General features: G+C 62.6%; 17 protein-coding genes and 2 pseudogenes. 6 read left to right on the top strand and 13 right to left on the bottom strand.

Going from position 1 to position 17,294, the window contains the following annotated elements; genetic code table 11:
• Nucleotides 1–32: 32 nt before the first annotated feature.
• Complete coding sequence (locus ACQ5BM_RS01830) at nucleotides 33–881, bottom strand: hypothetical protein (RefSeq protein WP_429806964.1); 849 nt, start codon at nucleotides 879–881, stop codon at nucleotides 33–35.
• A 291-nt stretch (nucleotides 882–1,172) separates the two neighbouring features.
• Nucleotides 1,173–1,370, bottom strand: a pseudogene (locus ACQ5BM_RS01825) (adenylate/guanylate cyclase domain-containing protein); the annotation flags it as partial.
• Nucleotides 1,371–1,569: 199 nt separating this feature from the next.
• On the opposite strand from ACQ5BM_RS01825, the gene ACQ5BM_RS01820 reads away from it, so the two are divergent.
• Nucleotides 1,570–1,878, top strand: coding sequence for a hypothetical protein (locus ACQ5BM_RS01820; RefSeq protein WP_429806961.1), 309 nt, complete (start codon nucleotides 1,570–1,572; stop codon nucleotides 1,876–1,878).
• 107 nt (nucleotides 1,879–1,985) lie between these two features.
• On the opposite strand, the gene ACQ5BM_RS01815 is transcribed toward ACQ5BM_RS01820, so the two are convergent.
• The 7 genes and pseudogenes from ACQ5BM_RS01815 to napE all read right to left on the bottom strand — a co-directional run bounded on the left by ACQ5BM_RS01815 (nucleotide 1,986) and on the right by napE (nucleotide 7,735).
• Nucleotides 1,986–2,408, bottom strand: a complete 423-nt coding sequence (locus ACQ5BM_RS01815; RefSeq protein ID WP_429806958.1) for a YciI family protein — start codon at nucleotides 2,406–2,408, stop codon at nucleotides 1,986–1,988.
• Between the two features lie 585 nt (nucleotides 2,409–2,993).
• Nucleotides 2,994–3,692: a NapC/NirT family cytochrome c gene (locus ACQ5BM_RS01810; RefSeq protein ID WP_429806955.1), complete on the bottom strand. Its 699-nt coding sequence runs from the start codon at nucleotides 3,690–3,692 to the stop codon at nucleotides 2,994–2,996.
• 4 nt (nucleotides 3,693–3,696) lie between these two features.
• Complete coding sequence (locus ACQ5BM_RS01805; RefSeq protein ID WP_173517016.1) at nucleotides 3,697–4,152, bottom strand: nitrate reductase cytochrome c-type subunit; 456 nt, start codon at nucleotides 4,150–4,152, stop codon at nucleotides 3,697–3,699.
• 104 nt (nucleotides 4,153–4,256) lie between these two features.
• Complete coding sequence (gene napA, locus ACQ5BM_RS01800; RefSeq protein ID WP_429806952.1) at nucleotides 4,257–6,764, bottom strand: periplasmic nitrate reductase subunit alpha; 2,508 nt, start codon at nucleotides 6,762–6,764, stop codon at nucleotides 4,257–4,259.
• Nucleotides 6,739–7,045 (bottom strand): annotated as a pseudogene (locus ACQ5BM_RS01795) (chaperone NapD). Before ACQ5BM_RS01795 ends, napA begins: the two are co-directional and overlap by 26 nt.
• Nucleotides 7,038–7,538, bottom strand: a complete 501-nt coding sequence (napF, locus tag ACQ5BM_RS01790) for a ferredoxin-type protein NapF (protein WP_429806950.1) — start codon at nucleotides 7,536–7,538, stop codon at nucleotides 7,038–7,040. Before napF ends, ACQ5BM_RS01795 begins: the two are co-directional and overlap by 8 nt.
• An 8-nt stretch (nucleotides 7,539–7,546) precedes the next feature.
• Nucleotides 7,547–7,735 carry a periplasmic nitrate reductase, NapE protein gene (napE, locus tag ACQ5BM_RS01785; protein ID WP_429806947.1) on the bottom strand — a complete coding sequence of 63 codons (189 nt, stop codon included), beginning with the start codon at nucleotides 7,733–7,735 and terminating at the stop codon, nucleotides 7,547–7,549.
• 390 nt (nucleotides 7,736–8,125) lie between these two features.
• On the opposite strand from napE, the gene ACQ5BM_RS01780 reads away from it, so the two are divergent.
• Nucleotides 8,126–8,500 carry a DUF4180 domain-containing protein gene (locus ACQ5BM_RS01780; RefSeq protein WP_429806945.1) on the top strand — a complete coding sequence of 125 codons (375 nt, stop codon included), beginning with the start codon at nucleotides 8,126–8,128 and terminating at the stop codon, nucleotides 8,498–8,500.
• A gap of 107 nt (nucleotides 8,501–8,607) precedes the next feature.
• Entirely contained in the window at nucleotides 8,608–9,195 is a 588-nt protein-coding gene (locus tag ACQ5BM_RS01775) for a GNAT family N-acetyltransferase (RefSeq protein ID WP_429806943.1), read from the top strand.
• Nucleotides 9,196–9,281: 86 nt separating this feature from the next.
• Here ACQ5BM_RS01775 and ACQ5BM_RS01770 read toward each other — a convergent pair whose 3' ends face one another.
• Entirely contained in the window at nucleotides 9,282–10,718 is a 1,437-nt protein-coding gene (locus ACQ5BM_RS01770) for an MFS transporter (protein WP_429806940.1), read from the bottom strand.
• A 310-nt stretch (nucleotides 10,719–11,028) separates the two neighbouring features.
• Here ACQ5BM_RS01770 and ACQ5BM_RS01765 point away from each other — a divergent pair, with 310 nt between their 5' ends.
• Nucleotides 11,029–11,934, top strand: coding sequence for a LysR family transcriptional regulator (locus tag ACQ5BM_RS01765; protein ID WP_429806937.1), 906 nt, complete (start codon nucleotides 11,029–11,031; stop codon nucleotides 11,932–11,934).
• Nucleotides 11,935–11,950: 16 nt separating this feature from the next.
• On the opposite strand, the gene arsB is transcribed toward ACQ5BM_RS01765, so the two are convergent.
• The 3 genes from arsB to ACQ5BM_RS01750 all read right to left on the bottom strand — a co-directional run bounded on the left by arsB (nucleotide 11,951) and on the right by ACQ5BM_RS01750 (nucleotide 13,986).
• Nucleotides 11,951–13,009 (bottom strand): ACR3 family arsenite efflux transporter, encoded by a 1,059-nt coding sequence (gene arsB, locus ACQ5BM_RS01760; RefSeq protein ID WP_429806934.1) that lies wholly within the window; start codon nucleotides 13,007–13,009, stop codon nucleotides 11,951–11,953.
• Nucleotides 13,009–13,530 (bottom strand): arsenate reductase ArsC, encoded by a 522-nt coding sequence (locus tag ACQ5BM_RS01755; protein ID WP_429806931.1) that lies wholly within the window; start codon nucleotides 13,528–13,530, stop codon nucleotides 13,009–13,011. The genes arsB and ACQ5BM_RS01755 overlap by 1 nt, the downstream gene beginning before the upstream one ends.
• Nucleotides 13,531–13,635: 105 nt before the next feature.
• Nucleotides 13,636–13,986, bottom strand: coding sequence for an ArsR/SmtB family transcription factor (locus ACQ5BM_RS01750; RefSeq protein WP_429806928.1), 351 nt, complete (start codon nucleotides 13,984–13,986; stop codon nucleotides 13,636–13,638).
• A 42-nt stretch (nucleotides 13,987–14,028) separates the two neighbouring features.
• Between ACQ5BM_RS01750 and ACQ5BM_RS01745 the strand changes: the two genes are divergently transcribed.
• Both ACQ5BM_RS01745 and ACQ5BM_RS01740 read left to right on the top strand, forming a co-directional pair.
• Nucleotides 14,029–14,547, top strand: a complete 519-nt coding sequence (locus ACQ5BM_RS01745) for a DUF6428 family protein (RefSeq protein WP_429806925.1) — start codon at nucleotides 14,029–14,031, stop codon at nucleotides 14,545–14,547.
• 628 nt (nucleotides 14,548–15,175) lie between these two features.
• Nucleotides 15,176–17,263: an AAA family ATPase gene (locus ACQ5BM_RS01740; protein ID WP_429806922.1), complete on the top strand. Its 2,088-nt coding sequence runs from the start codon at nucleotides 15,176–15,178 to the stop codon at nucleotides 17,261–17,263.
• Nucleotides 17,264–17,294 lie beyond the last annotated feature (31 nt).

Here is a 17,294-nt window from a genome sequence, read left to right as displayed (position 1 = left end):
GCACAGGATGCCTGGCACTGCATAGCAGCCGATCAGAACGACAGGCGGTTGCTGGACCAGACCGGGCCGAGGCGCTCTTCTTCCTTGAGCGTGGCGGAACCGTAGGAGAAGCGCAGGCCCCCGAAGATGGTGCTCGTGTCGCCGGAGACCGATGCGCTCAGGCCCGAAAGCTCCTCGTTCGTATATTTGTAGCCGGCAAAGAGCGTGACCGGGACCGTCTCCAGCCGGTAGTTCGCCGTCAGCTTCAGGCTGCGCAGATCGTAATCGATGTCGTCCTCGCTGATGCGATGGAGCGAGCCGTCGACGTCGAAGCGCAGGTTGTCGGTCGCGTAAATGCGAGCGCCGAGCGAGCCCATATAGTGGTTGGCGTCGATGTCGTCGAAGTCTTCCACGCTCGCCTGGCCATAGCCGACCGCGCCGTGCAGCGTCCAGGTGTCGAGGAAATAGGCCCCTTCGACGCCACCCATGTAATCGTTGAGGTCGACGCCGATGCCCGGGTCGAGGCGCGCGCCCTGAACGAAGACGCCGGCCGCATAAAGATCGTTGCGGTAATAGCCGTGCAGCGCGCCGTCATAGCTGTTCGTGTCGACATCTTCATAAGAAGCGCGCGTGTAGCCGAGATCGACTTGCAGGTTCATGCCGGCGCCGGCGTCGAAGTTCACGGCACCCCGCAAATCCCAGGCGCTGGTATCAATATCGCCGGGCGTATCGACGGCGCCTGCGTAAGAGCCTTCGATATAGCCGGCGATACCCCCGAGCGATTGCTCCACCGGCACTTCATAGGCGTCCTGCGTCCCGACGAGCGGACCGTCGATATCGGCAGCGGCCGCGAACGAAACGCTTGAAAACAGAAAAATGACGAAACCGCTCGCCCTGACCATTGCCCCACTCCGGTTGAAACCCCTGAGGATAGGTAAGCGAACATGGTTAATACAATCTCTACGGGTAAACGGCTCTGGCGGATCGCTGACAGCGACATCGCCGCAGGCTCCCCTCTCCCCGCCTGCGGGGAGAGGGCCAGGGTGAGGGGCAAGTTCCATCAGCCCGACGTCGACACCACAAGGGGGCGTCGCTCACCCCTTCGCAAGCTACTCCCTGACCCGCTCTTCCTGCTCGGCAATCTCCGGCGTCAGTGCGTCGCCGACGTCGGCGGCTTCGAAGACCGGGCGGCACAGCCCGACGCACTTGATGCGCTCCGAAAGCTGCGTGAAGCCCCGGATGTCGGCAAACAGGATGGTAGCACTTGCCGCGACGTGACTCTGCTCCTTGACGTAGCGGAAGGAGCGTTCGCAGATCGCGCAGATGTTCGAGTTCATCTTGCTGCGGGCGATGTCAAAGACCCGAAACGGCAGCGCCAGCGGCCCGCGAATGGGGGACCGGCGGCTTCCGCGTCTGTCCTGCCGCTAAACCGACAGAACCCACAGGCCCCGCGGAACGGCTTGCGTTGCAGTCTGACCGCTAGTAACCAAAGGTTGTCGGCAGATAGTGATCGATGGGTGCGCGATGGTTTGGCCGTTTTACATAATCTGTTTGGTTGGCATGGTCCCTGATCCACTCTGGATTGCTCCCGTGCTTCTTGGCCTTGCAGTTATCTGGAAGACCGTGACTGCAAATCGCCGGCTGATCGTCGCTAGACTTTGGTTTGCCATCGTCGCCATATCGCTTCAACTCGTCGCCGAGTACCAACGCGCACCCCTACTCTCAGAAGGCAACGCCATTATGTGGGTTCTGGTGGGTTACGCGGCGTGCTGGATTATCTCCGGTATCACGCTCGGCTCTTGTAAGCTGCTTGATGTCTTGTATTGGAGTTTCGCTGGCATAACGATCGGCCAGGTCAGGGCGCGTCGCCGGAAACGTGAAGAACAGACGCGCGTCTAGCACATCCTTCGTCTACAGAGCGCGACTGCATCCCCTCTCCCCGCCTGCGGGGAGAGGGTCAAGAAGAGGAACCTCCCTGTAGCGCGGGTGCGCCAGCCTATGCGGTCTCAGCCCTTGGCAAGTCTCTCCCGCAGCTTCTCCTCCTGCTCGGCGATCTCCGGCGTCAGCACGTCGCCGAAATCTTCGAGTTCAAAGATCGGGCGGATTTCGATTTCGCTCGGGCCCGGCATCGGGTTCGGGCAGCGCTTCACCCAGGCGATCGCCTCGTCCATGTCCTTGACCGTCCAGATCCAGAAGCCGGCAACAAGTTCCTTGGTTTCGGCGAAGGGACCGTCGATGACCAGGCGGTTCGGCCCGTCGAAGGCGACGCGGGCGCCTTTGGACGAAGGCTGCAGCCCCTCGCCCGCCTGCATGATGCCGGCATTGACCAGTTCCTCGTTGTATTTGCTCATGGCTTCGAGAAGCTCGGTCGTCGGCATCTTGCCCGCTTCGCTGTCCTCGGTCGCCTTTACAAAAACCACTACGCGCATTGTCCATTCTCCTCTGTCACGCCGGTCCGGGTCGTTGCGAGCCCTGGGGTGTCGGCGTGGTGAAACCCAAGTAGTGCGAGCGGGTTGCAGGCGAAAGGCCCGCACGGACTTTTTTCCTATCCCGCTCCGGTGAAGGAAGCCGAATTGGCCTCCCTGGCTTAATGACGAACGGCAAATGACGGTGCCGACAATGGTGGCGAATTTTTTCAGAAAAAAGATGGTGTTGAGGAAGCGAACGGAAAGCGACGGCACGCGGCGTATCGCAGTCATCCAGGAACGAAGGTCCCGGAGGCCTCGGCGGCCGCAGCCCCCTCCACCTTCATCTCTGTGTTCGTCACAGAGATCCAGCAGCCGTGCATCGGCACGGCGGGAGATGTGATCCTCGCGCGCTGACTTCCGGCTTGGCGGGAAGAAGTCCCTTGCGCCGTCGACGCGGCGCACCTGGCAACTGTAACAAGCACGGGAATAAGGGAGGCTTTGGTTTGGTGGCACACTGCCCCGATGGCCACAAAGAAAGGGCCATCGCCGCGCCGGCATGACCCTTTGTCATCGCTGTCTCCCGCCGAAACCCTCGGCCGCAGCGTCTTACTGCGCCTGCGTGTGCAGTTCCGCCATCGCCTGCCGGAGATCATCGATCGGCGTCTGGCCCGCCATCTTCTTGCCCTCGAACTCCGGCGGCATCTTCCAGCCGGGATCGATGCCTTCCATGTTGGGCAGCTCGTGCGCGATGCCCTTGTGGCAGTCGATGCAGGTGGCCTTGCCGGAAAGCAGGTAGCGGGTGTGGATCTCGGCCGCCCGCTGCGTCTGCTTCTGCAGGTCCATGGCGACGGAGGAATGGCAGTTGCGGCATTCCAGGCTGTCGTTGGCCTTCATGCGCGCCCATTCGTGCTGCGCCAGTTCCAGCCGCTTCTCGAGGAATTTCGGCCTGGTGTTGATCGTGCCGAAGATCTTGCCCCAGACCTCCTTCGAGGCCTGCATCTTGCGGGCGATCTTGTCGGTCCACTGGTGCGGCACGTGGCAATCCGGACAGGTGGCGCGCACGCCGGAGCGGTTGGAGAAGTGGATGGTGCGCGTCAGCTCCTGATAGACGTTGTCGTGCATCTCGTGACAGGAGGTGCAGAACTTCTCGGTGTTGGTGAGTTCCAGCGCCGTGTTGAAGGCGCCCCAGAACATCACGCCGCCGATGAAGCCGCCGAGCGTGAGGAAGCCCAGGCCCAGCGTGCCGGCCGGCGTCGTCATGATCCCCCAGGCCCAGAGGATAGCTTTCCTGATCCATGCGATCATGTCGTCACTCGCTTCCGGCCGGCTTGAAACCCAATTCGCTCATATCCTTGAAGTTGCTCGGCACCAGCGGGCTGGTGTCCGCCTGCGGCACGTGGCAGGCCGTGCAGAAATAGCGCCGCGGCGAAACGTCGGCGATCATCTGCCCGTCGCGCGTCATGTAATGGGTGACGCTGATCATCGGCGCGCCGGAGTCCTGGGTAAACTCGCGCTTGTGGCAGGAAAGGCAGCGGTTGGCATTGACCGAAAGTTCGTAGCCCTCGATCGAATGCGGGATAACCGGCGGCTGGTCGGGATAGGCGCGCATCTTGCGCTTGTCGTCGACCACCCATTTCGGCAGCGGCGCTGCCGCCTCCGTCGCCATTTGCGGCGTCGGCCCTTCGAGCTGCGGCACCAGCTTTTCCGCCACTTGAGCCACGGCGGCAGTCGTGACGAACACCATCAGCCCGGCCGCGATCGCCATCCAGATGGATCGCGTCGGGCCGGTGACGCTCAGAAGCGGTTTTGGAACGGCCCCGAAACAACGAGACAGGACGTTTCCGCAAATCCGCTTCAGCCGAGAAAACCCTAGAGGGTGACGGGAAGAATCTTGACCGCGCATTTTTTGAAATCCGTCTGTTTGGAGATGGGATCGGTGGCGTCGAGGGTAACCTTGTTGATCAGCTGGCTGGCGTCGAACCAGGGAACGAAGATGACGCCGGGCGGCATGCGGTTGCGGCCGCGGATATCGACGCGCGAGCGGATTTCGCCGCGCCGCGAGACGATGCGCACCTCCATGCCCTGGTTGATGCCGCGCTTGCGGGCGTCCTCGGCATTCATGAAGACGCGCGCGCCGGGAAACGCCTTGTAGAGTTCCGGCACCCGCATGGTCATCGAGCCCGAATGCCAGTGTTCGAGCACGCGGCCGGTCACCAGCCAGGTGTCGTATTCCTCATCCGGGGATTCGGCCGGCGGCTCGTAGGGCACGGCGAGGATGACCGCCTTGCCGTCCTTCTGGCCGTAGAACTTCACGCCCTCGCCAGCCTTCACATAGGGGTCGAAGCCTTCGCGGTAGCGCCACTTCGTCTCCTGGCCGTTGACGACGGGCCAGCGCAAGCCGCGCACCTCGTGATAGGTGTCGTAGGGCGCCAGGTCATGGCCGTGGCCGCGGCCGAAGGTGGCATATTCCTCGAACAGGCCCTTCTGGATGTAGAAGCCGAACTCCTTGGCCTCGTTGTTGTCGTACTCGGCGCTCACCTCGGTCAGCGGGAAGCGGTCGACTTCGCCGTTCTTGAACAGCACCTCGAACAGCGTCTTGCCGCGATATTCGGGGCTGGCGTCGAGGATTTCCTTCGGCCACACCTCGTCGGTTACGAAGCGCTTGGAGAATTCCACCATCTGCCAGAGATCCGAGCGCGCTTCGCCGCGCGCCTGGACGAGCTGGTGCCAGACATGGGTGCGCCGTTCGGCATTGCCGTAGGCCCCCTCCTTCTCCACCCACATGGCGGCGGGCAGGATCAGGTCGGCGCTCATCGCCGTGATCGTCGGATAGGCATCGGAAACGACGATGAAATTGTCCGGGTTGCGATAGCCCTGCCAGGTCTCGTTGGCGGTATTGGGTCCCGCCTGGACGTTGTTGTTGACCTGCACCCAGTAGAAATTGAGCTTGCCGTCCTTCAGCATCCGGTCCTGCTGCACGGCGTGATAGCCGGGCTTTTCCGGGATGATGCCGTGCGGAATGCGCCAGATCTCTTCCGCATGTTTGCGGTGCTCGGGGTTGGTGACCACCATGTCGGCCGGCAGGCGATGCGCGAAGGTGCCGACCTCGCGGGCGGTGCCGCAGGCGGATGGCTGGCCGGTCAGCGAGAACGGGCTGTTGCCGGGCTCGGAGATCTTGCCGGTCAGAAGATGCAGGTTATAGACCATCTGGTTGGCCCAGACGCCGCGCACATGCTGGTTGAAGCCCATGGTCCAGAGCGACATGACTTTGCGGTTCGGGTCGGCATAGAGCTCGGCAAGCTGCTTCAGGAATTCCGGCTCGACGCCGGTCAGCTCGACGGTCTTTTCCAGCGTGTATTCCGAAACGAATTCCTTGAACGCCTCGAAGTCGATCGGCTCGGTCTTGCCCGGATCCTTGGAATTGGCGGCCTTGACCTCGACCGGATTGTCGGGCCTGAGCCCATAGCCGATATCGGTCACGCCGCGGGCAAACTTGGTGTGCTTGTTGACGAAGTCCTCGTTGACGCGGCCGGTCTCGATGATGTGGTTGGCGATATAGTTGAGGATCGCCAGATCCGAGCCCGGCTTGAAGACGATCGGGATATCGGCGAGATCCATGCTGCGATGGGTGAAGGTCGAAAGCACCGCGACGCGGACATGCGGCTGGCCGAGGCGCCGATCGGCGACGCGGGTCCAGAGTATCGGATGCATCTCCGCCATGTTCGAGCCCCAGAGCACGAAGGCATCGGCATTCTCGAAGTCGTCGTAGCAGCCCATCGGCTCGTCCATGCCGAAGGTGCGCATGAAGGCGACGGCGGCGGACGCCATGCAGTGGCGGGCATTGGGGTCGAGGTTGTTGGAGCGGAAGCCCGCCCGCATCAGCTTCGTCGCCGCATAGCCCTCGAAGATCGTCCATTGCCCGGAGCCGAACATGCCGACCGCCGTCGGCCCCTTTTCCTTCAGGACCTTCTTCGCCTGCTCGGCCATCACGGTGAAGGCCTCGTCCCAGCTCACCGGCTCGAACTCGCCGTCCTTGGCGTAGACGCCGCCGCGCTTGCGCAAAAGCGGCGTCGTCAGCCGGTCCTTGCCGTACATGATCTTGGAGAGGAAATAGCCCTTGATGCAGTTGAGGCCGCGGTTGACCTCCGCCTGCATGTCGCCATGGGTGGCGACCACCTGGCCCTCCTTCACGCCCACCATCACGCCGCAGCCCGTGCCGCAGAAGCGGCACGGCGCCTTCGACCATTTGATCTCCAGCGCGTTGACACCGCCCGGCACCGGCTGTGCGGCCGCAGGCAGCGCAATGCCGGCCGTAGCGGCGGCGATGCCGGCCGCATGGGCCTTCAGAATGTCACGCCGCGTCAGTTCTCCGCTCATGGCTCCTGCCTTTCCTCTTCCATTTCGACATGCTCGAAAACCATGTTGGCCGAGATCACGCCATCAAGCAGCGAGATCCTCGACAGGCATTCGCCGAGCGCGCCCGTGCTTCCGCCTTCGATGACGACGACGATCTTGCCGCTGCCCTGGCCGTGGATTTCGACGTTTTCCATTCCCTGAAGCGTCGCGATCACCGCCTCGGTGCTCTCAGGCATCGTGGCGACGACGGCGCTCGAAATGTGATAGGGCGTGCCCGCCCGTGTCGTTGCGGCCTCAGACATGAGCCCCCTCCGCTTCCGGTGCCTTGACCGCGATCGCGCTCACCGGACAGCCGCCGAGGCAGGCGCCGCAGCCGGTGCATTTCGCCTCGTTGATCTCGGGCAGGAACGGCGCGCCGATGCGCGGGCGAAAACGAATGGCCTGCTCGGGACAGCTTTCGCCGCAGGACTGGCAGGCGACGTTGCGGCGCGCCAGGCACGTGTCGGTGATGGCGGCCACATGGGGGAAGCGCCGCACGTCCTTCTCGGCGAATACGGGCTCCGCACAGGCCTCCTCGCAGGCGCCGCAGAAGGTGCATTCGCCGCGCGCGAAATCGATGAAAGGAAGGCCGTCGGCAAGACGGATTATGCCGGTGGGACATCGCTCGGTGCAGGCGCCGCAGCCGGTGCAGGCCGCAAGGCTCAACTCCGAAACACCGGGCGGCCGGATGCGCACGGGCTTGGCGGCAGCGCGGCCGGTAAAGAGTTCACGGCGTGAGAGAGGTTCTGCCCCCATGGCTCGCCTCAATGCCCGGGCGGGCCTGGCGGGCCGAAGACGATCTGCAGCATCCAGACCAGGAAGCCATAGCCGCCGACCACGCCGACGGCGACGATCGGCCAGATGCCGAAGGCGAGCGCGAGGAAGGTGAAGAGCTCCGCGCGCCGTGACCGTGGCCGGTTTTCAATCGGCTGCTGCTGAACGAGCTCTGACATCCTGCGTCCCCCAACACAATCTACGGTAAGATGCGTCACCCGAAATAAAAATCAATCCCATGACCAAGGGATGACAGCAATGCATCCTCACTGAGAGTAAATGCCGAACCGAGCGGGACATTGATCTGTGTCAACGCAGCAGGATTGCAACGCGAAAATCGGCCGCAATTCTCACTTCGCGCGCCGAAATAACTCGAAAATAGCAATCAACTCTGCGATATGCGCTATATTTTGCCGAACTTATCGCTGAAACGTGAATCGCCCGGGCGAACCGGACGACGCGAATGCCGGATGATTTGCACCAATTGCGAAGGCGGCGGCTTCCCCGGTGGCAACGCTTGGGCTCGCTCGCCCTTGCAACCCATGGCTTCAGCCTCTATGTCTCGCCGCATGACACAGATCATCGACATCGGAACCGCGCGCGTGCTGAAATGCGCACAAGATGGCCCTCTCCTCAGCCGGCCCGGCGACGCCAATGATTTTCTCGGCGACGCCTGGGCGCATGAGGCCAATGTGCTGGCGATCCCGGTGGAACGGCTCGGCCCGGAGTTCCTCGATCTTTCGACCCGGATTGCCGGCGAAGTGTTCCAGAAATTCGTCAACTACCGCATGCGGCTCGCCATCGTCGGCGATATCGGCGCTAGGCTCGAAGCCAGCAAGGCGCTGACCGATTTCGTGCGCGAGACGAACAAGGGTAGCTCGATCTGGTTCGTGCCGGATTTCGAGACGCTGAGCACCAGGCTTGCCGGCACGCCGGCCGCCTGAGCGCCGCTTGCGTGTGAAACTCGTAACACCGGCGCTCTTTCGATGCTGTCGGCATGCGCGATCAGGCTAAGCGCGCCCCGTTCTTCCGGCCACATGCGGTCAGGCTCATGACGACCAATTCGCCAGCGACGAAACCCGGACTGCCCCCTTCCGTCAGGCTCTGCACGGAACGTCTCGTCCTGCGTCCGACAACCCCGGCCGATGCGAGCCGCGCATTCGAAATCCAGTCGGATTGGGATGTCACGCGGATGCTGCGCATGGCTCGGTTCCCACCGACCGTGGACGACATCACCGGATGGTTCACCGAGCATCAGCGGGAATGGAGTTCGGGCACCGCCTTTCGATTTGCGATCGAGCGCGCCGGCCGCATGATCGGTGTGGTCGATCTCGATGAGATCGACGGCGACCAGGGCGAGCTCGGCTATTGGCTCGATAAGCCAAGTTGGGGACAGGGATATGCCCTTGAGGCCGCGCGGGCGGTGGTGGACTTCGCCTTTCGGGAGCTGGGGCTCGCGACGCTGCGCTCAGGTCACGCGGCCGACAATCCGGCCTCCGGCAAGGTCCTGGTCAAGCTGGGTTTTCGCCCGCATGAGACGGTGCTGAAGCCTTCTCGTTCAAGGGGCGAGGAGATCCTGCATCAGAGCTATAGCCTCACCTCCAAGACAAGGCGCGTCCGGCGGGATGCCGCCCGCTGAGAAGCGGCCACGGTGATCTCGCCCGCCCTGCCAGATCACCGTGTCCGGCTCTGCCGGATCACCATGTCCCGCGCGGTTGCCGCCGGTCACGTCTTGCGAGCGCGCACCGTTCCTCCGCGCGGCCTGCTCCCAACCGCGATCGCAAGGGCAATCGCCGTCAGCGCACCCGCAACCGCAAAGGTCACCTGCATGCCGCCAGCGACCGCCTCCGGCGCGGCCTTGGCGATTTCGCTCGTCGCCACCGCCCAGGCGAAGACCGCGCCCATGACCGAGGCGCCGGTGACGAGACCGAGATTGCGCGACAGATTGAGCAGGCCGGAAACGACGCCGCGCCGGTCGGCCGCGACATCGGCCATGACCGCCGTGTTGTTGGCCGCCTGGAAGAGCTGATAGCCGGGCGTCAGCAGCGCGATCGCCGCGACATAGCCGGCGACGCCGAGAAGCCCCGGCAACAGCACGAGCGCCGCGCAGCCCGCAACCATGGCCGCGAGACCGACCGCCGCGACGGAGCGCGCGCCCAGCCGATCGACGATGCGGCCGGCGACCACGCCGCCGAAGGTCGAGATGACTGGGCCGATCGACATGACCAGCCCGACCCGCGCCGCATCGAGCCCGAGCCCGCGGGCGAGATAGAAGGGCCCGACCACCAGCGTCGCCATCATGACGGTCGAGACCAGCGCGTTGGTCGAAAGCCCGACGCTTAAGCCCGGATCGCGAAACATCGAAGGCCGGATCAGGGGCGAGGCAACCCTTGCCTCGACCAGCAGGAAGAGCCCAAGCCCGAGGGCGGCGGCCGCGAGCAGCGCGACATTGAGCATGCCGAAACTGCCGCGCCCCATGGTCATCGCCAGCGCATAGGCGCCGAGCGAAAGCGCCAGCAACAGCGTGCCCGGCACGTCGAACCGGGCGGGCGCCCTGCCCTCGGTCTTCCGGTCGGCGGGCAGATGCCGCTGGGCGAGAAAAAGCGCCACGAGCCCGAGCGGCACGTTGACGAGAAAGATCGCCCGCCAGCCCGGGCCGGCAATCAGCGCGCCGCCGAGCGAAGGCCCGAGCGCGGTGCCGACGGCCGACATGGTGCCGAGCAGCCCCATGGCGCTGCCGGTCCTCGCCTTCGGCACCGCCTCGCCGACAAAGGCCATGGTCAGCGCCATCATGATTGCCGCCCCAGTGCCCTGCGCCGCCCGCGCCGCGATCAGCAGCGCAAAGCCCGGCGTGAGACCGCAGATGACCGAGGCGGCGGTAAAGAGCGCGATGCCGGCAACGAGCAGCCGCCGGCGCCCGACGATATCGCCGAGCCGCCCGACGCTGACGATCAGCGTCGTGATCGCCAGCAGATAGGCAAGCACCACCCACTGCACCGCCTGAAAGGACGCGGCGAAGGCGTCGGCCAGCGCCGGCAGCGCGACATTGGCGCTGCTGGTGCCGAGCGAGGAGAGCAGCATCGAAAGCGAAAGGCTGGCGAGCACCCAGCGAAGCGAGGACGTCGGACCGGCCGGGGCCATCGCCGTGTCTGTCGCGGTCATCGGCCACCTCCCGCGCGCAAGGCCTGGCGACGCGCAAATTTCGCGCAGGAAATCACGGAAAAACAAACGGATAGAGCGACTTCGTGACTCTGTTTGTGCGGTAGTCTCCTGCCATCGGATCGGGAGCTCGGGGACATCGGAAAACGGCCAAAGGCCATGGGCGCCAGCCGGCGTATCAGCATCGGGAAACCCTCCAAAATCGGTTCCCCGCGAACCTAGTCTTCCGGCACATGGGGCGGAAGACGCAGCATTTGCACTTCATTCGTGCGTTTGACGCCACATCATGGCTGAACTCGTGCTATGAAAGGCGATGACCAGACCCGACCTCAACCTGCTCGTGACCCTCGATGTGCTGCTTTCGGAAGGCAGCGTCGCCCGCGCCGCCAGGCGTCTGCAGATCAGCCCCTCCGCCATGAGCCGGGCGCTGGCGCGGTTGCGCGAGGCGACCGGCGACCCGCTCCTGGTGCGCGCCGGCCGCGGCCTCGTGCCCACACCGCGCGCGCTGGAGCTTCGCGGCCGCGTCGGCCCGCTGGTCGAGGCGGCCGAGGCCTGCCTCCGCCCGACCGAGAGCCTCAACCTGCAGACGCTCACCCGCACCTTCACGTTCCGGAACCGCGAGGGTTTCGTCGAGAATTTCGGCCCTGATCTGATTGCCCGGATCGGTGCGGAAGCGCCCGGCGTGCGCCTTCGCTTCGTGCAGAAGCCCGACCGGGAAAGCAGCCCCTTACGCGAAGGCGGCGTCGACCTCGAAACCGGCGTTGTCGGCGATGCGACCGGCCCGGAGCTTCGCGTCCAGGCCCTCTTCCACGATCGCTTCGTCGGCGTCGTACGGTCCGGCCATCCGCTGGCCAATGGCGAGATCACGCCCGCCCGCTACGCTGGAGCCCGCCACATCCACGTCTCCCGCCGCGGCAACGACATGGGTCCGATCGACGCGGCCCTTCACGCCCTCGGCCTCGCGCGCGACATCGCCACATCCGTCGGCAGCTTCTCCGAGGCCCTGGCGCTTGCTCGCGCCACGGACCTGATCGCCAGCGTGCCCGAACGCTACACCGGAACCTTGCGCGCAAACCTCTTCACCTTCCCCCTGCCGGTCACACTGCCCGAAATCACCATCTCGCTGCTCTGGCACCCCCGCCTGGATGCCGACCCGGCGCACCGGTGGTTAAGGGGGTGTGTGCGGGAGGTGTGTGGGGGCACGCGTTTGCCGTCTTGAATTAGCCCCCTTGATGTCACGCGCGCTCCGAAACGGAATTCCTGGTGACGGCCGGCGCTGCCTCGTACCAGCCCTTGGATCTGTTCACCATCCAGACGACCGACAGCATCACCGGCACCTCGATCAGCACCCCGACGACGGTGGCGAGCGCTGCGCCGGACTGGAAGCCGAAAAGGCTGATGGCGGCGGCAACGGCAAGTTCGAAGAAGTTCGAAGCGCCGATGAGAGCCGAGGGACCGGCCACGCAATGTTTCTCGCCAGACAGGCGATTGAGCAGATAGGCGAGCCCCGAGTTGAAATAGACCTGCACGAGGATCGGCACCGCCAGAAGAGCAATGATCGTCGGCTGCGCGATGATCTGTTCGCCCTGAAACCCGAAGAGCAGCACCAGCGTTGCAAGCAGGGCGACCAATGAGGCCGGCTGAACCTTCGCCAGGAAGCGATCGAGCGCCGCGGACGAAGCGTTCGCCGTGAGGCGTTTGCGCAGCACCTGCGCGATGATGACGGGAACGACAATGTAGAGCGCGACCGACAGCACCAAAGTCGCCCATGGGACGGTGATCGCGGAGAGCCCGAGCAGGAGCCCGACGATGGGCGCGAAGGCGACGATCATGATCGCGTCGTTGAGCGCCACCTGGGAGAGCGTGAACAGCGGTTCGCCCCTCGTCAGGTTCGACCAGACGAAAACCATCGCCGTGCAGGGTGCTGCGGCCAGGATGATCAGGCCGGCAATATAGGAATCGATCTGATCGGCCGGCAGCAGCGGCCGGAAGAGCCAGCCGATGAACAGCCAGCCGAGCAACGCCATCGAAAACGGCTTGACCGCCCAGTTGATAAGAAGCGTCACGCCGATGCCGCGCCAATGATTTCCGACATTGGAAAGCGACCGGAAGTCGATCTTCACCAGCATCGGAATGATCATCAGCCAGATGAGGATGGCGACCGGCATGTTGACCTTGGCGATCTCGGCAGCGCCAATCGCCTGAAACACATCAGGCATGAGGTGGCCGAGCGCTATGCCCGCCACGATGCAGATCGTAACCCAGAGGGTCAGGTATCGCTCGAACGCCGACATCACCAACCGCTCCGCTCGGTCGCGCCTTCCATGCCGCCGATCTCGCGCAGATGGCGCTCCAGCGCCATGCGGTCGATCGATGCCAGCGGCAGGTTGATGAAAGCCGTGATGCGGTTCTTCAGGAACTTCGCGGCCTCAGCAAAGGCCCGCTGGATCTCGCCCTCGCTTCCTTCCACGGCAGCCGGATCCTCGACGCCCCAATGGGCCGTCATCGGATGACCGATCCACACCGGACAGGCCTCCCCGGCAGCAGCGTCGCAGACCGTGAAGATGAAATCCATCTGCGGGGCGCCGGCGCCGGAGAACACGTCCCAGCTCTTCGAGGACAATCCGCCCGTCGGATAACCGAGCGCTTCGAGCTCTTGGATCGCGTGCGGGTTCACCTGCCCCTTCGGCTGGCTGCCGGCAGAATAGGCGCGAAAGCGACCCTTCCCCTCCTTGTTGAGGATGGCTTCGCCAAGAATGGAGCGGGCGGAATTGCCCGTACACAGGAAGAGCACGTTGTAGATGCGATCAGACATGGCGGTGTGTCCCGTTAATGCGAGGGGCCCAGGAGAACGAGGACCAGAGGGATGCGGACGGCGGGCGGAAGAACGACCGGACGGCAGCCTTGCTTCGCCGATCGGTCATGCCTTCGCTCCCGCCGGTGCACAGCACGCCGCCGCGGCGACGGCGGGGGCGCAAATCTCGGGATGGCCGCCGCAGCAATCCTCCATCAGGAAGCGGACCAGCCCGCCAAGCGCATCATAGCCGGCCCGGTAGATGATCGAGCGGGATTCGCGTTGCTGCGTGATCAGGCCCGCCCTTTCCAGTTCCTTGAGATGAAAGGAAATATTGGAGGGCGAAACCTTCAGCCTTTCCGCCAGCGCGCCCGCCGCCATGCCGCCCGCGCCGGCGACGACGAGCAGGCGGACGATCTGAAGGCGGGTCTCCTGGGAAAGCGCTGCGAAGGCAGCGAGGGCTTGACGCTCATCCATATTTCAATAATCCTTGAAAAGTTGAAATGAGGATTAGCCCAAATGAATGTTCCCGACAAGCCAAAAATCGGCGACCACGACCTCAGCCTCGCCGACTTCATCAGCGCGCTCAGGGCCGCCCGGGAGCTGCCGCTGGTGTTTCACTATGACGGCCATGCGGTGAGATCCGGCTACCACGTCACGGAGGTCAAGGCCGGCCAGTTCTCGGCCCTCGATTGCGGCGCCAATCCGGAAGCCTGGTCCGAGATCTTCGTGCAGCTGTGGGACGTCGAGGAAGCCGGCCGAACGCATCTTTCCGCCGAAAAATTCTCGGCCATCATCCGCAAGGTCTCCGAACACGTTCGCCTCGACGCCACCGCCCGCCTGACCTTCGAGGTCAGCGACGGCGTGCGCCCGCTGCAGCTCTACTGCGCCGATGCGCCTGTATTGAAGGATGGCGGCATTCACGTCGCGCTGGAACCAAGACCGGCAAGCTGCAAGCCGCGAGACCGCTGGCTGGCCGAAGCTGCACCGGCTCAGGCCTGCTGCGGCCCCAGGGAGACCGCAAGTTGCTGCCCGTGAGAGGTCTTCGGTCTCTGGCGCAAGCCCATCACCGACCTGCGTGTGCGGCTTCTTCCACTTACGCCGAGACCCTTTCGAAAGGTGCTGCACAACACTACAACGACTAGCTCCTCGACCGCGCCGTCATCATGGTGCCGATCCAGGGGTGACAGCCAGTTCCTACAGAGCATGAAAGATTATCCGCCAAGCCAGTCACTCGGCTCCTTTGGCCTGACGTAGATCGAAGCGCGGTTGCGCGATGTCGGTGGAAGTGGGGGAAACTCATCGCGTCCGGCCCAATCGGACCCGGCCCCGGATTTACTGCGGTCATGAGTCCGGGCCGCTGGATAGTCCTTCTCCCGCCGCTCGCAGCAAACCGGAAGCTTCGCTGACGCACTTATTCTTGCCCATAACGGACTTCACCAGCGCACGCCTCATCATCTCACTGCCTGACGCGACCACATCACGTCAATCGCCTCGTTTGTACGTCGGTCGGGCGGTTGCCCGTGGTGCGAGGGAGGCATTGAGTGAGCGCATTGGATACCGGGTGGCTACATCCGAAAAATGCTCGGCGCCCTGCTATTGATTACGAGCCGCACAATCACCAGTATGCAAAGTGAACTATTAAACTGGAAATTGGGGGAGTTGAATGAGGTTAAAGCAGTTTCGAGTCACAAACTTCCGCTCAGTCGAGGACAGCGGCTGGATAGAGGCCGAAAAGGTAACCGCCCTCATTGGAGTAAATGAATCTGGTAAAACTAATCTACTGTTACCTCTTTGGAAGCTCAAGCCGGCCCGCGACGGGGAAATTCAACCTACCTCTGACTTTCCTAAGACGATGTTCGGCGCAATTCGCAATGCGCCAGGCGAATACTGTTTTATCGAGGCCGATTTTTGGACCGGCGTTTGGTCGTCCAAAATCGCGGCCAAGGCGGGAATTACAGAGGATCAAGCGAAAATTGTCCGTGTTAGACGGTCTTACGATGGCGAATACCATGTCGAGTTCCCAAATCATCAGCGTCAGACTTCGGTCCCTCGCACCTGGTTGATTGGAGAGCTCGAATCCTGTGCTTCAAAGATCGAAGCGGGGCAGGCTTTAAAGCAAGAGGCAGATCTGCAAGCCGATTTCATCGCTGGAGTAAAAGGAATTGCATGTGAATTACCGGCGGATCAGACGTTCGGCGCTTCTGCATTGAGCACAACCAAAACCTCGCTCGATGCGCTTGTTCCCGCAGAGCCCGCCAAGACAAGCGCAATAGTCCCAATAATCAAACAACTTTCGGACTTACTCGCGGAGACAATAGCTCGAATATCTGCGCCGCAACCAGGCGAGAATGAAGGAGTGGTGTCCTTTGTGGTGACAGTACTCCCGTCATTTGTCTACTACTCAAACTATGGAAACCTAGATTCTGAGATCTACCTGCCTCATGTTGTTGAAAACTTGAAACGCGATGATCTCGGTGCGAAAGAGGCCGCGAAGGCGCGAACACTGAGGGTCTTGTTCAGCTTCGTCCAACTCGAACCTGAGGAAATTCTTGAGCTCGGCCGAGACTTCAAAGATATCCATGGACAAAATCGAGAACCCAGCGCGGCCGAAATAGCACAGATTGCCGAGAAGAAGCGTACTCGTTCAATACTGCTCCAGTCGGCAGGTGCCACGTTAACGCAAAAGTTCCGCGACTGGTGGAAGCAAGGCGACTATCGATTCCGTTTCGAAGCCGACGGAAGTCACTTTCGTATTTGGGTTGCGGATGATCGCAGACCAACAGAAGTGGAGCTCGAAAACCGTAGCACTGGCCTCCAGTGGTTCCTTAGCTTTTATCTTGTGTTCTTGGTCGAAAGCCACGGAGATCACAAGCGATCGATTCTACTTCTCGATGAACCGGGGATGTCACTTCATCCGCTGGCGCAACGTGATTTGTCGGCATTCTTCGATAGTCTGGCGGACACGAATCAAATTCTCTACACATCGCATTCCCCGTTCTTGGTAGATGCTGACAGATTGGAACGAGCGCGGAAGGTCTACGTCGCATCAAACGGCACCACCAAGGCGACGGCGAACCTTCGGCATAATGAGGGAAAAGACGATCAGGCGGGCGCTGCCTATGCAGTCCACAGCGCTCTAAACCTCAGCGTCGCCGAAAGCCTACTTGTCGGATGTCAACCGATCTTAGTCGAAGGGGCGTCTGATCAACACTATCTGGCTTCTATCAAATCCCTGCTTCTTTCGGCCGGTCGGATTAAACCCAAGCGTGAACTAGTGTTTCCACCCTGCGGTGGTGCAAAAACCGCACGCGTAGTGGCAAGCATTTTGACAGGTCGTGACGAAACTCTACCCAAAGTATTGCTCGACAGTGACGCCCAAGGAAAGCGATTCGCTGATACCCTCAGGGCCGAATTGTACGCAAGCAATCCGGAGCGCGTGTTGTCCGTCGCGGATTTTGTTGGTTTTGGCCTATCCGAGATCGAAGACCTATTCCCCCCTGAATACCTCGCCGCAGAGCTCGATCGCATGGAGCGTGAACCCGAGGAGCGCCTATCCGACGTAGTGAAGGTGGGAGAGCCCTTTGTCGGCCAGGCTGAAGCCTGGGCTAAGAGGCAAGGGATATCATTAGATCCCTACTGGAAGGTACATCTTGCGATAAGAGTAAAACAGCGAGCCTTATCGCGCGGTATTAGCGACTTTTCCGACGAGTTGGTCGGGAGGTGGGAGATTATGTTTAACGCTTTTGATTGATTGTCCGCCGCGAAGCCCATTGCAGACGGAG

Origin of the sequence: Ensifer sp. B1-9, from assembly GCF_050474445.1 — a bacterium.
In the GTDB taxonomy this organism is placed as follows: Bacteria; Pseudomonadota; Alphaproteobacteria; order Rhizobiales; family Rhizobiaceae; genus Ensifer.
The sequence above is the reverse complement of the archived record's forward strand: the minus strand, read 5'-3'. Positions and strand labels throughout refer to the sequence as shown.